We start from the raw sequence: 15,351 nt of genomic DNA on the forward strand, positions 1-15,351 counted from the left end.
TTTGTGGGTTCAAAACCTACAATACAAGGGAGATGCGATGTACGGGTACAAAATTGTATCATATAAAGCACATTTGGTTGATGAGCCTAAGCTTGCCAATAGCAGTTACTTTGTAAGCCGCAGTATATATTTGCAGATTATAACTTCGTAAAAAATAATATCAAAAAATAAGACCTAGCATGATGCTAGGTCGAATCATAAAAGCTAAGAGTAATTTGGTGTATCAGACTAAAACTGCGAACAGTTCTCGCCTGAGTAATATTGATTTTTAACTGTTTTCACGAGCAATGGCATGATGACCAATATCACGGCGATACTGTGCACCATCAAAACTAATCGCACCTGTTACCGCAAGTGCGGCTTGCTGAGCATCTGAAATACTATCTGCAAGAGCAGTCACGCATAATACACGTCCGCCATTCGTCACCACTTCTTTTTCACGGTCTATGGCATCACTGTCAGAAAAAGCAGTGCCCGCATGGAAGACTTTGACAGCGTTGTCATTATTGTCATCTAGTTCTGGCAAGCCAGCAATCACATCACCTTTTGATGATGTTTCAGGATAGCCTTTTGAAGCAATGACGATACCGAGGGCAGGGCGGCTATCCCATTGAGCATCACTAGGCAACTGTCCTGCTAGACCTTGTGCCACCAAATCTACCATTGATGATTGTAAACGCATTAAGATAGGCTGAGTTTCTGGATCACCAAAACGGCAGTTAAATTCGATAACATAAGGGTCACCTGCTTCATCAATCATGAGACCTGCATATAAAAATCCCGTATAAGGGTGACCCGCATTATTCATTGCATCAACCACTGGTTGAATGACTTGGGTCATGACTTTTTCATGGACATCTTGAGTGACCACTGGCGCAGGAGAGTATGCTCCCATACCGCCTGTGTTCGGCCCTGTATCGCCTTCAAAAGCCCGTTTATGGTCTTGGCTTGTTGCCATCGGTAAGATGTTTTTACCATCAATCATACAAATAAAACTGGCTTCTTCGCCTTGCAAAAACTGCTCGATCACCACGCGGCTGCCTGCATCACCGAATTTATTGTCGGCAAGCATATCATCGATGGCCTCATGTGCTTGTTCGATAGTTTCCGCAACGATGACTCCTTTACCAGCGGCAAGGCCATCGGCTTTGATAACGATTGGTGCGCCATGTTCATCGATATAAGCTTTGGCAGCCACAGCTTCAGTAAAACCTTTATAGGCTGCTGTAGGGATATTGTTTTGCTCCATAAATTCTTTGGCGAAGGTTTTGGAGCCTTCTAACTGCGCACAGTATGCTGTTGGTCCCCACGCTTTAATACCAGCATCACGGCAGGCATCAACGATACCAGTGACCAAAGGCGCTTCTGGCCCGACGATGACCATATCAATGGCATTGTCTTGGCAAAACGCGATGATTGCACTATGTTCACTAGCATTCTCGTCTGCAGATTCTAAGACGACGTTTTGGCATTTAGGTTCAAGCGCTGTACCAGCATTACCAGGCGCGACGTAGACATTATTGACTTTATCGTCTTTTGCACACTGCCATGCTAGCGCGTGTTCGCGACCACCTGAACCAATCACCAAAATATTCATCATACGTCTTGCCCTTAGCATTAAAGTTAATTATGAGTTAGCCACACACTCTCAAATATACTGGCATATTCTAACAAAAAAGTCATACCGATTGCCATGAGTATCCACTCGCCAGCAATTAATCGTCAAGAAAGAGTAAAACCTGTCTCATGAGTAAATGTTATCGACATGTTGCTGATTCATGAAATGATGTTGTACGCTTTAGCTGGCGCGCTATGTACGTTACACTTCACTAAATTAATGGTATTAAATCCCAATTGCGACATATTCCTAAAAATAAGGATGAAAAAAGGAGAGAAACTTAAAATATCAAGAAAAAACAGAATAAATTGCGTAAATGGATATACTGCTCCGCAGCACCAATAATGTTTCACATATTTATGCGCTGCCATTAGTTAGTACGAATTAATAAACTTAAATAAATGATAAATTAAATCTATAAAAAAGGATGAAGGACATGCCAAACTCCCTCAGTATCGCAAAAGAGCGCATCAGCCAGATAAGCGATATTGCTACCAGTTATGTACAAAAAGACAAATCATTATTTGATCATTTTATTCATAGCTATTATCAGCCATTGCACGCAGAGGCAGCTGAGACTATCAGTAATGCTGACCTAGCGGGCATGGCATTACATCATTTTACGTTGCTCCAAGCCTATGATGGCAGCAAGCCACAACTGAAGGTGCTGAACCCCAAAGCAGAAGAGCAGCATTTTCATAGCTCACATACGGTTATTCAAATTGTTGCCTATGACAGACCGTTTTTAGTCGATACGATTTTGATGAGTCTTGAGTCTGAAGGTATCGATGTTCATCGTACTTATAACATCATTGTCAGTGTTGCACGTGATGATAATGGTCATATTACTCATGTCGAAGGCGCACATGAAAGCGCGACCTCTCATTTGTCTTTGATTCATTGTGAAATTGCCTATCAAGATGATGAAGATCTGGCTGCATTACAGCAAATGTTATTGGCAAAAATTGATACGCTAGATACAGTCGTTGGCGATTGGAAGCAGATGCGTGCGCAGTTGACGGATATTAAAGCTGAGCTATCAAATAAACCACTGCCAGAAGTTTTTTACTCGCAGCAAGAGATACAAGCGTTTTTAGATTGGATATTAGACGATCATTTTATATTCTTGGGTTATCGTGAATATCGTTTGGAAGGCGGGCAGGCTGTCGAAGTGAATGCTGAACCTGCTGATTTAGATTTATTCGCCATTGGTAATAGCGGTCTTGGTCTATTACGCGGTGCTGAAGAAGATAAACTGTCCGAAAGTTTTAGCCAATTGCCAAAAGTATTAAAGCAACTATTGACTGAACCGCGAGTATTGATGTTGTCCAAATCAAGCCGTGTATCGCCTGTGCATCGTCCCGTATATATGGACTTTTTGGGTATTCATAAGTTTGATGACAATGGTAAGCTGGTTGGTGAATATCGATTTATTGGTCTATTGACCTCACAAGCGTATCAACTAACGGTACAGCAAATTCCGCTATTACGTGACAAAGCCAATAAGATTATGGCGATGGCAGAACTGCCTCGTGACGGTCATGCACACCATAAAATGATGCATGTGATTAACACCTTGCCGCGTGATGACCTCTTTCAAGCCAGCGTCGAAGAGCTATATCCTATCGTTTCTGGTATCAGCCAGTTGCAAGATAAAAAGAGCCTGCGCCTATTCAGCCGTGTGGATCATTATCAGCGTTTTGTCTCATGTTTGGTCTATATCCCGCGCGACAAGTTCAACACCGAGCTACGTATCAAAGTACAGAACGTCCTAAAAGAAGCCTACGGTGGCACATCATCAGGGTTTACCACCGAATTCAATGAATCAGCTCACGCACGTGTGCATGTCCACGTGCGTACGGTGCCAGGTCAAGTGAAAGACGTCGATACTGCTGCACTTGAAGCAAAACTATCTGCTTTAATGCAATCATGGAGCGACAGCTATCAAAAGATGCTACTGGATAATGTCGGTGAGCAACAAGCCAATGCTTTAAACCGTCGCTTTTTGAATTATATCCCTGCGGCTTATCAAGAGCGTTTTGATGCCCGTACTGCGGTTGAAGACACCAAGCGTTTGGCTGTATTGACAGCAGAACAGCCGATGATTTGGCATTTATACCAATCAACCGGCGACGCAAGCAATCAATTACACCTAAAACTGTATGGCCGTGAACAGCCTGTTATTTTATCCAAAGTCCTGCCAATCCTTGAAAACTTTGGTGTGTCTGTCATTTCAGCACAAACCTATGAGTTTGATTTGCCAGAGCAGCCGATTTGGATGCAAGAGTATGAACTAACACTGGAGCATGTTGATACTGTCAACATGCAAGTGGTGCGTGGTCAGTTTGAAGACAGTCTCAAACAGATTTGGGCGGGACATGTTGAGAGTGACTCCTTTAACGAGTTGGTATTGACGACCAATTTAGACACTTATGATGTGGTGGTACTACGAGCATTGTCACGTTATATGATGCAAGCGAAAGCACCATTCTCTAGTACGTATATTCAGCAAACGGTAGTAAAAAATAGCGACATTAGTGTGGCGCTAGGTAGTCTGTTTGATGCCCGTATGAACCCTAAATACAGTGAAGATGAACGCACAGAAAGAACCGCGCAGATTCAACAGCAAATCACGGCGGCATTGGCAGGTGTGGATAGCTTGGATGAAGACCGTATCTTACGCTGGTACTTAGATTTAATTAACGCCATGGTACGCACGAATTTCTATCAAACCGATAGCGATGGTCAGCGTAAAGATCGTTTATCGTTTAAGTTTTTGGCAGCAGATATTCCTAATCTACCAAAACCAAAGCCGATGTTTGAGATATTCGTGTATTCGCCGCGTGTTGAAGCGGTGCATTTGCGCGGTGGTAAAGTGGCCCGTGGTGGTCTGCGTTGGTCGGATCGTATGGAAGATTTCCGCACCGAAGTGCTTGGTTTGGTCAAAGCACAAATGGTCAAAAACGCCGTAATCGTTCCTGTTGGTTCAAAAGGCGGTTTTATCGTCAAAACCAAAACCATGGCAGATGGTCGCGACGCATTCCAAGCCGAAGGCATTGCTTGTTATCAAGCATTCCTACGCGGTATGCTCGATGTGACTGATAATATCGTTGATGGAAAAATTGTCCCGCCAGCCAACACCGTGCGTCATGATGAAGATGATCCGTACTTAGTGGTCGCGGCTGATAAAGGAACCGCCAGCTTCTCTGATATTGCCAATGCCTTGTCTGCTGAATACGACTTCTGGCTCGACGATGCCTTTGCTTCAGGCGGCTCGGTTGGTTACGATCACAAAGCCATGGGTATCACTGCACGCGGTGGTTGGGAGTCGGTCAAACGCCACTTCCGTATGCGCGGCATGGACATTCAGAACCGTGATAACTTTACCGTGGTTGGTATTGGCGATATGAGCGGTGACGTATTCGGCAATGGCATGCTGCTCTCAACCCATACCCAGCTGGTCGCCGCATTTAACCATCTACATATCTTTATTGATCCGAATCCAGATGCTGCTGCTTCACATGCAGAACGTGCCCGCTTATTTGACATGCCGCGTTCGACGTGGGATGACTATGAAAAGTCACTTATTAGCCAAGGAGGTGGCGTTTTCTCCCGCCAAGATAAGAGCATCACGCTCAGTGCTGAGATGAAACAGCGTTTTGATATCGCCGAAGATAGAATGGCACCCAATGAGTTAATCAGTGCGTTGTTAAAATCGCCTGTTGACCTTATTTGGAATGGCGGTATCGGTACTTATGTGAAAAGCGCGAATGAGAGCCATGCTGATGTCGGCGACCGTGCCAATGACGCCGTACGGGTCAACGGCAATGAGCTACGTACGGCTATCGTTGGTGAAGGTGGTAACTTAGGCTTTACCCAGCAAGGGCGTATCGAGTATGCACAAACGGGCGGTCGCATTTATACCGACGCTATCGATAACTCAGGCGGCGTTAATTGCTCAGATCATGAAGTCAATATCAAAATTCTACTTGGTAAAGTGGTCGAGCAAGGCGACATGACCTTAAAGCAGCGTAATGAGTTGCTTGAGAGCATGACTGATAGCGTGGCAGAACTGGTATTGCGTCAAAACTACCTTCAGCCACAAGCGATCGAGCTTAGCCACATCCGTGCGGCGGCTAACTTAAGCGATCATCAGCGTTTTATTCAAATGTTAGAAGGTGAAGGGCGTCTTGATCGGGCGATTGAATATCTGCCATCAGATGAAGAAATTGCCAAACGTCAAAAAGCAGATACTGGCTTGACCAACCCTGAGCTGGCAGTTGTCATGGCTTATGGCAAAATGTGGGTGTATGACAACTTGTTATCATCAGACTTGCCAGATGATGCGTATTTTATCAATGAGCTGCGCAAGTATTTCCCTGATGAGCTGGCGACGCGGTTCTTTGATGAGATGACTGAACACCGCTTACATCGTGAGATTATCAGCACCTATTTGACCAATAGTGTGGTCAATCGTTTGGGCATTGAAGCACTGTTCCGTCTTTATGAGGAAACAGACCAATCGCTCGCGACCATCGTGCGTGGTTATGCGATTAGCCGTGATGTCTTCAATATATCAAAAGCTTGGAACACGCTTGAAGCACTGGACAATCAAGTCGATGCTACATTACTACTAACTCTTGAACTGCGTCTACGTGACGCGCTTGAGCAAGGTGTTGTTTGGTTTATCAATGCCTTTGGTCAAGAATTGCAAGTCGCTGACATGATCAGTCGCTTTAGTGATAGTGTTGAGAAATTAACCAAATCAGGCGGCTTTATTGAGCAACAATTTGCAGAATACTTGCAAGAAGATACGACTAGCCTGATGCAGAATGATCTGTCTAATAGTGATGCCGCGTTGTTTGCGATGCTGCCTTATCATGTTGATGCACTTGATGCCGCACTGCTCGCTGAGCAATATGAGCGCCCTGTGGATGAGATTGCAACGTTGTACTTTGATGCCTATCACGTCTTGCAGTTAGATTGGATGATGGACAACATCGCCACGTTACCACAGCAAGACTACTGGGATCGCCGCGCACGCCATGCGTTGATGAATGAGCTGTCACGTAGTCTACGTCTACTGATGGATGCCATATTATCTAAACCAGATGCGAAGCAAGCGTTTGGTGAATGGCGTTCACGCCACTTAGATCATCTGGAGTCTGTCACCACAGAGATGAGCAAGTTAGATAATCTGCATAGCAATGATGAAAATGGTCAACTTGGTCTTTCAACGTTGTCAGTATTGATGAGTGAGCTAAGCGGTTTGGTAACCAAGTAACTAAACTAAGTAACTAGTCATTCAATAAACAACAAGATAAAGGTCTTTTCAAAAAAAACCACCGTTAATTAATAACGGTGGTTTTTTATTGTCTGGCTAAGTGTAATAAGCGTAAAAAGTAATCAACTGCGTGATGCACGCTCGACTCTTGATGACCGCTTTAACTTACGAGGCTTTTTCATTAGTAATATTGACCACTCGGCGACAGCCTTGACCACTGATTTGGCTAAAACCACCCGAGATTTTTTCAACCTTGATTTGAGTCAAGATGCGATCTTTTAACGCCTGTACGTGAGAGATAATACCAATAAGCTTGCCTTCTTGTTGTAAGCTCGTTAAAGTATCGAGTGCAATATCAAGCGACTCTTCATCAAGCGTACCAAACCCTTCATCCAAAAACAGTGAATCCACGCGAATGTTGTGACTCGCCATCTGCGATAGCCCAAGGGCGAGCGCCAAGCTGATAATAAATCCTTCGCCGCCCGATAGGTTTTTGGTACTGCGAATATCACCGCCTTGATAGTTATCAATCACATTAAGCTCAAGCGGATTGCTGTCATCATGAATGAGCAAATAGCGGTCACTCATTTTTTGCAGTTGCGTATTGGCATGGCTAATCATGACCTCAAACGTTAAGCCTTGCGCAAAGGTGCGATATTTTTTGCCATCAGCAGAACCAATTAACGTATGTAGCTGCTGCCAAACTTGTAGTTTTTGTTTTTGTTCATCGATTGCAATCAGCTGTGTCGCCTGTTGCCCTTTTTGGCTGTCGTTATCCTTAAGCTTTTGGTCAATCGCACCGATTTTTTGACTTAACTCATCGATATCCGTCTGTATTTGATGATGCTTGCCAGCAAGTGTTTCTCGGTCTTCATCTGTCATAGGCGTGGCAAGTTTTTGCTCTAACGTTTGCTGGGTATTATTTAACTGCAACTTAGCCTGTTGTAGGGCATTATCAATCGCTAGTTTACGTATATGTAATGCCTCACGCTCTTCTTTGGGCAGACGCGCACTCAAAAAATCCGTTTCATCGACGAACTTTGACTCTGCGAGTAAGTTAATAAAAATGCTGTCCTGTGTATTTACGGTAGTAGTCGCCGACTGTCGCTCTGTAGCTAGCTGTTGCTCTCTGCTCTTTAATTGCTCTAAAGACTGCTGTATAGAATCTAGCTGTCTTTGAGCTATGATTTGTTTGGCTTTAGCCTCATCAGCAGCGCTGCGCAACTGGTTTTCTTCATAGTCTGTATCTTTATCTGCGAATAGCGCTTTTCTAGCTTTCTTTAATTGTTCGATATCCTCTGTTTTATTATCAATTAATTCCTCTAATTCTTTGAGTGCTGTCTCATCATTGGCGAGCTGTGCTTGCTTACTCTCAATATTCGCAGTCAGGCTGCTCAGCGTATTTGTGAGTTGCTGTTGGCGGCTACTTTGCTCATGGTGATATTGCTTTAACTGCTTCAAAGCATGACGTTGTGCCCGCAATTGATCAATATGCTCATCATAATCTGCGCTTGCTAATACTGTTTGCTTATGAGTACTTTCAATGAGTTGCTGCAGTGCGCCTTGAACGTCAGTCGCTTTGAGCGCTATCGTTAAATGATTCTCGTATTTAGCCGTTGGGTACTTACTCACCAAAGATGAAATATAGGTCATCATGGGTATGAGTGCCGAAAAATTAGTGGCAATCTTATCTTCGACACTTTCAATTTTTTGAGCATTTAGCTTGATATCAGTGGTTAGATTATTAATGTCGCGACTAAGTAGCTGTTGCTGCTTTCCATCGACTTCGATGGCAATACTGAGCGTTGCAGCACTTTCAGCTAGGTTGTCATATTTGACGACTATCGTTTTAAGAGACTGTTTATGCTCAGTCAGTTTGTGTTTGATGGTGTCTAATAAGGATAAGCTGTGATCAATATGAATATCAGTATCGTTGTTAATCTGCGCAAGTGGATCGATAATTGCCACAGTCGATTCCGAATAACTATTTTCAGTGTTAAATAGCGAGGAAAGGTTAGACTGAATATCAGCGTGTAAGATTTTAGATTGCTGCTGCAAGGGCGCTAACTGCTGCTGTTGATTATTGATGGCTTCTTTTTTGGTGGCATGGTCAATATGAGATTTGGATAACCCTTGCTCAAGTTTTTCAATAAGCGTTGTAAACTCAGATATCTGCAGCTGGGCTTGTTGTGTCTGAGAGAGCTGATTTTCAGCACCAAGCTCATTTTCTAATAGCGGATGATGTGTTTTACTATAAGGATGTTCATGCGCACCGCAAAGCGGGCAGGGCGACCCATCCTCTAGCTCTACTATATAATCTTCAAGCTTAGCGACCTTTTGTAGTAGATGTAGATGCTCTTGCCTATCTTGTTTTTTGAGCTTAGCCTCTTCAATATTTATCTTGTGACTAGCAATCAAACCTTCTAAAATCTTAAGCTCTTGGTTCAGTGTGGGTATCGTTGCATTGATGTGTTGAATTTGGTTGGTACGCTCAGACAGCTGTTCTAGCTTACTATGGGCTTGCGCAATCTGAGTACTTATTTGATCGATTCGCTCTTGCTCGCTACGCATATTAGCAATGGGCTGGTTTTGAATGAGTGTGGCTTGCTGCTGTTGTACGCTGGCAAGTTGCTCGCGTTGCTGCGTTATCAATAATTTCTCTGCGTTTTGCTGCTTATATAACTTATCAAAATCAGTCTGTAGCATGCGGGCTTGATTACTATAAGCAAGTTTATCCGCTGTTAGATTGGCATTATCTTCCAACAGCGCCATTAATTGGCGACAGCTGTTATCGAAGGTCACCATATCTGTATTGAGATCGTTTAGCTCTTGGTAGTCGCGAAAGTACTTTTCTACACTGCTAAGCTCAGCTTTTGTTTCTTGTTCTTTTTGCTGGTATCTAGCTAGTTCTTGTCGTAATCTTTGCATATTATTGACTAATGCATCCTTACTTTTATTATCGCTAGCTAAAGAATAAGAGTGCTGTTTTATCTCAGCATCCAACTCGCGCGTCTTTTTAATAATAGGCAAAGTAGTATATAAGCTATCTGTGGCTTGCTTTTCAATGGTATTGATATTCTTTAAATGGGTATTGGCGTGTACCAGCGCTGCTTGCCGAGTTGGAATCTCATTAAGCAAATCTTGCTGCTCAACCTCTAACTGCTTAACCAAATTTCGGCTGTAGCTAAGCTCACGGAAATAGCTTTCAATCTCTAAAGCCTTATTAGCGCCATCTAAACGCTGGGCTTCTGGAATAAAGGTCTGCTGCGTATGCTGTGCCGCTGCAAAATCGGTCTGATAGGTCGAGAGATTTTGCTGTAGCTGCTGAACGCTATCCAACCACTGTAGCTGTTCACTCAGGGTTTTAAAGGTTTGGCGTTGTGTTTTTTGCTGCTGGTTAAAGCTCTCTAAATCTGCTACCAGTAGCTTTTCGTCTTCAATATTTAATAACGACAAGCTATTCACGCCCACCTGTAGTTTACCAAGTACGTCTTCCTCAGAGCGTTTTTTTTCATGAACGTTTAACGATATTTTGGCATAAATAGCAGTGCCCGTTATTTTCTCTAAAATCGCGGCTCTATCGCCAATATCAGACTTTAAAAACGCGGCAAAACTGCCCTGTGCGAGCATGATGGAGCGTGTAAATTGATTAAAATCCATGCCGATGAGGTTTTGTATATAGGCAGAAGTTTTGGACTTTTTCTCTTCTAAAATCTTGCCAGTTTTGACTTCACTAATCTCATGCTTAATTGGTAATAAATTGCCCTTGGCTTTTTTGTGGGCACGATGTTGATACCAGTAGCATTGATAACGCTTAGAATCAATCTCTATAATGACTTCTGCTGAGCATTCACCTGTACCTTGGGTCATTATCTCGTTCGTTGAACCAGTAATATCGCCCAGTCTTGGCGTCTGGCTATAGAGTGCTAAGCAAATCGCATCCAATATGGTCGTCTTGCCAGCACCCGTTTGCCCAGTAATGGCAAAAATACCTTCGTTAAGAAAAGCGGGGTCATTAAAATCAATGTGCCATTCGCCTTTTAAAGAATTCAAATTTTTAAGTCGTAGTTCGATTAGGCGCATGATAGGGTCTTATTTTTATAGGTAGTAAATGAGGGTAATAATGAGAAATGAAGCTGTTATTCTAGCTAGCTTCGATCAACAGCGTTTATGATTACATAATGCTATTCAGCTTGAGTATCTTCATGACGTAAGTTATAAACGATTTGATCATAGGCGTCACGCAAAGATGATTTTTGCTCATCAGGAATATCATGAGCAATCAAGCAACGCTCGAATACTTCTTGCTCATTTAAATCTTGTAGCGTCTCAGAGATCTGTTGTTGATTTAGTACTTTATTATAGGTACGAGTGTTTTTGATTTTTAACACCTCGCACGGCAAATTATCTACCATCGTTTGGATATGCTCACGTAACTCGCTGATAATCTCCTCACCCGTATAAATAATTTCGAGCCATACAGACTCTGTTGCATCAAGAGATTGAATGACTTTATCTATAGCCTGATTAAGGCACTCCAAATCACCTGAAACTTGTGCCAGTTGTTGAAACTTTGGAATAGGTAGCGATACTACTTGCATCTGATTAGAGTCATCTCGGTGCAGTATTTTGTTGGAAGTATCGAGATTTTTAAGCATTGATTGGTTGTTTTGATCCTGCTGATCAGGGGTTTTTTCTATAGCAGCAGTTTTTGTCATCTCATTACTTTCTGATTGCTCGTCAAAACCAAACAAGTCATCCATAAATTCCGTCGTCTGACTGGCTGCTTTCTTAGCAGATTTTTCAATCGGGGTAACGGTATTGGTCAGCTGAGGAATACTGCTTTCAATTGTATTGTTTGAGGCTGACTTTTGACTGCTAATGTCATTTGCTACTGCACCAAACTGTACCAGTAATACTTGCTTTTGTTGCTTAGCCTCACCAAATCCCATCGCGATTGGCGAGCCTGAATAGCGAATGCTCTCACGACCACCGACACGCTGTGGCACGTGCAAATGTCCAAGTGCAACGTAGTCAAAACTTTCATCGAACATGTCAGCAGAAATCTTACCGAGTGAGCCGACATAAAGCTCACGTACACCATCGTCTTCAGTAGTGGTGCCACCGGCTGCAAATAGATGCCCTGTAGCAATGATAGGGATGTGCCGCTGGTATACTTCAACTAATTTAGCTTTCTTCGCTTTGGCAATGCTAGCTACTTCATCATAATGGGCACGAATGCCTTTAATGACATTGGCATCTTTGCTATCAGCCGACTCGCCAGCACCACTACTACGGACATCACGATCACGCAAATAGGGAACAGCTGCAATAATACAATGCGGGTTTCCGTTTGTATCGTCTAACACCAATACTTCATTGTTTAAGTCTTCACAAGCGGTACCGATAACATGAACGTTTAAAAACTTGAGTACGTTACTTGGTGCATCTAAAAAAGTAGGGGAATCGTGGTTGCCTGCGACGATGACAATATGTTGACAGCATGATTTTGAAACTTTTCCTAAAAATTCATAATATAGCGCTTGAGCTCTGTTGCTTGGGGTCATGGTGTCAAAGATATCACCAGCAACGATTAATATATCCACTTTCTGCAGGCTAATGGTCTCTTGTAGCCAACTTAAAAAGGCTTCAAATTCCTCATAACGCATGCGCCCATAAAGCCGTCTTCCCAAATGCCAATCGGAAGTATGGAGGATAGTGAGAGGTTTGGTAGTAGATACAGGCATAATTGAGTTTCATGATGGATAAAAGACATCGATTATTCTAGCAAGAATTGGTGCGATTTGCTTTGCTATAAACTTAACAGTAAAGCAAAGTACCTAAGAATGGGTAGTGACATTTAGCCGTAAATGAAACGATGATCGTTTATTAAAAAAACGGCTATTTAAAAAGGCTGATTAATAAAGCGCGTTGTTAATAGTATTAAGTAACAAATAAATGGTACTAGAAAAGGTCCATATTTAGTAACATCCAAGCCATTATTAATATAAGGGTATGTTATGTCGTTTATTAGATTATGCACATTGGCTTTAATTGCCACTTCCTCTTTGGCTGCTTGTAGCAGTTATGAGCAAGCAAATATGAATAATAAAACCAGTGTGAGTCAAATAAAAGATAGCACCGCGTTTTTCCATTCGATCAAACCGAGTCATTCTGACGCAATCATTGGTCAAGTGATTGACGTCATCTCTCAAGACAGAGAGCAGCAAAAAGTCACTATCGTCGCTCAGGATGGACAGACGTATACCGCAGAAATCAGTAAAGCCAACTTTGCTCAGAAAAACGCCCATCAAATGCAGAAATTAACCATAGGCGATTATGTTGAAGTGATGGGAGAGCAATCGACATCACAATCAGAGATAGATAGTAAGCGCCACATTACTGTCCATGCGATGCCTTATGTTTTACGTAAAATTATCATCGCTGACCATCAAGTAGACTGTGTCGGTGTTGCGCCGCAATCATGCTTACTGACTAAGCCTGCTGAACAAGCTAACGCCGACTGGGAGTATCGATATAGTGGTATAGAAGGTTTTGATTTTGAACCTAATTATGAATACACTTTGCTCATTAAGAATACACCTATTAGCAATCCGCCTGCTGACGCATCATCAATTCATAGCACGCTAATAAAAGTCATTGAGAAACAAAAGACCAAATCTTAATTGTTAAAAATGAATAGCTCATAAAAGATCAATAGCGTTATACTAAATACTAAAAAGCCCTACTAATCTACTGGCAGGGCTTTTTAGAAATTGAAGATCATACGTCAACCAATCACTAACTGCTCCAAACCATCATCAGCCGTTGCCAAATTAGCCACCATAGATAACGCATGGGCTTGCTGGCTAGTATGATTTGCCTTTGGTGTAGCCGCTGTGCCACCACGTAGCCAGTTACTAGCTGTAGTGTCACTATTGTTGTTTTTCTGCTGATTTTGCAAATTATACCAAGCTAAGTCATGATGCAATGCGACCACATCTCCCATAATGAGCAAGGCTGGCGTGGGTAACTGGTTTTTTTCTTGCAACTCAACGATGTCGGCAAGCGTTCCCGTTAATACCTGCTGATTGGGCATACTGGCATTGGAGACAATGGCAATCGGGGTGTCGCTACTGCGCCCTGCATCAATCAAGCCTGTCGTCAAACGCGCCAGCGAATGCAACCCCATATAAAATACGACTGTTTCATCAGTATTCAAAAAGCTCTTAAAATTACTATTGGGCGCGCCAGCCTTTAAAAATCCAGTGACAAAACGTACTGACTGCGAATGATCACGATGGGTCAGCGGAATGCCAGCATAGCTTGCGGCGGCATTGGCAGCGGTAATACCAGGTACGACTTGATAAGGGATACTGTGCGCACGCAAACTCTCAATTTCTTCGCCGCCACGACCAAAGATGAAGGGATCACCGCCCTTTAAACGCACCACACGGCGACCTTCTTTAGCGCTATTGACCAACAATTCATTAATGCCCAATTGCGCCACAGCATGATTGCTGCGTTTTTTGCCAACAAATACTTTATCAGCATCACGGCGGCATAGATCTAACACTTGCGGTGAGACGAGCGCATCATAGTAGACGATATCCGCTTGTTGCATCAAACGCAGCGCTTTAAAAGTGAGCAGCTCTGGGTCACCTGGGCCTGCACCAACGATATAGACTTCGCCTACATTATTTTGTAGGGTTTGAGGTTCTGTGGATATATCATTCTCTGTATGTTTTTCAGTGATAATTGATGCTGTTTTATCTAAATCGGCTTGTAATTGTGCCGACGCTTCAGCTTCATTACCAGCAAACATCAGCTGACTGACTGGACCTTCAAATGCCTTTTCCCAAAACTGCCTGCGTCCTGTCAGCGTAGGTATTTTAGTTTTCACTTCGCTACGAAAATCGCCAGCAAGCTTTGCCAATTTACCATAGCCTTGTGGAATCAAGGTTTCGAGGCGAGCGCGCAATAGACGTGCCAACACTGGCGCTTTGCCGTTTGACGAGATACCAATCACGATAGGATTGCGGTCGACGATGGCGGGGAAAATAAAATCACATAAAGGTGGGGTATCGACCACATTTACCGGAATATTAAGCTCGCTGGCATCAGCGTGGACTTGATGGTTAAGCATTTCGTCATCGGTCGCGGCAATGATAACGCGCGCGCCTGTCATATAGGTTTTATTATAATTATCATAGATAAGTTGGTGCTTGCTATCTGATAGTAAAGCTTGTATCTCAGCACTGATACTTGGTGCAAGGACAGTGATACACGCACCAGCGCGGCTGAGCAAGTCAGCCTTACGTAGCGCCACATCGCCGCCGCCGACGATCAGCACTTTGCGGTCTTCTAATTTAAAAAACAGTGGAAAGGTGTTCATAGCATCACCAGTTATTCATTAAGTTGAAATATGTTGCCATTATGAGGTATCAGG

6 protein-coding genes are annotated in these 15,351 nt (G+C 43.1%); 2 read left to right on the forward strand and 4 right to left on the reverse strand.

Annotation, left to right across the window (positions count from 1 at the left end; all coding sequences use genetic code 11):
* Nucleotides 1-268 precede the first annotated feature (268 nt).
* Nucleotides 269-1,597, reverse strand: a complete 1,329-nt coding sequence (purD, locus tag JMW94_RS03545; protein WP_201601394.1) for a phosphoribosylamine--glycine ligase — start codon at nucleotides 1,595-1,597, stop codon at nucleotides 269-271.
* A gap of 457 nt (nucleotides 1,598-2,054) precedes the next feature.
* On the opposite strand from purD, the gene JMW94_RS03550 reads away from it, so the two are divergent.
* Nucleotides 2,055-6,902, forward strand: coding sequence for an NAD-glutamate dehydrogenase (locus tag JMW94_RS03550; RefSeq protein ID WP_201601250.1), 4,848 nt, complete (start codon nucleotides 2,055-2,057; stop codon nucleotides 6,900-6,902).
* Between the two features lie 165 nt (nucleotides 6,903-7,067).
* On the opposite strand, the gene JMW94_RS03555 is transcribed toward JMW94_RS03550, so the two are convergent.
* Both JMW94_RS03555 and JMW94_RS03560 read right to left on the reverse strand, forming a co-directional pair.
* Complete coding sequence (locus JMW94_RS03555; protein ID WP_201601253.1) at nucleotides 7,068-10,985, reverse strand: AAA family ATPase; 3,918 nt, start codon at nucleotides 10,983-10,985, stop codon at nucleotides 7,068-7,070.
* Between the two features lie 101 nt (nucleotides 10,986-11,086).
* Complete coding sequence (locus JMW94_RS03560) at nucleotides 11,087-12,649, reverse strand: exonuclease SbcCD subunit D C-terminal domain-containing protein (protein WP_201601256.1); 1,563 nt, start codon at nucleotides 12,647-12,649, stop codon at nucleotides 11,087-11,089.
* A gap of 273 nt (nucleotides 12,650-12,922) precedes the next feature.
* Here JMW94_RS03560 and JMW94_RS03565 point away from each other — a divergent pair, with 273 nt between their 5' ends.
* Nucleotides 12,923-13,588, forward strand: coding sequence for a DUF4377 domain-containing protein (locus tag JMW94_RS03565; protein WP_201601259.1), 666 nt, complete (start codon nucleotides 12,923-12,925; stop codon nucleotides 13,586-13,588).
* 104 nt (nucleotides 13,589-13,692) lie between these two features.
* On the opposite strand, the gene cysG is transcribed toward JMW94_RS03565, so the two are convergent.
* A complete protein-coding gene (gene cysG, locus JMW94_RS03570) occupies nucleotides 13,693-15,297 on the reverse strand; it encodes a siroheme synthase CysG (protein WP_201601262.1) in 1,605 nt (534 codons plus the stop codon).
* Between the last annotated feature and the right edge of the window lie 54 nt (nucleotides 15,298-15,351).

Origin of the sequence: Psychrobacter immobilis (assembly GCF_904846185.1) — a bacterium.
GTDB lineage: Bacteria > Pseudomonadota > Gammaproteobacteria > Pseudomonadales > Moraxellaceae > Psychrobacter > Psychrobacter immobilis_B.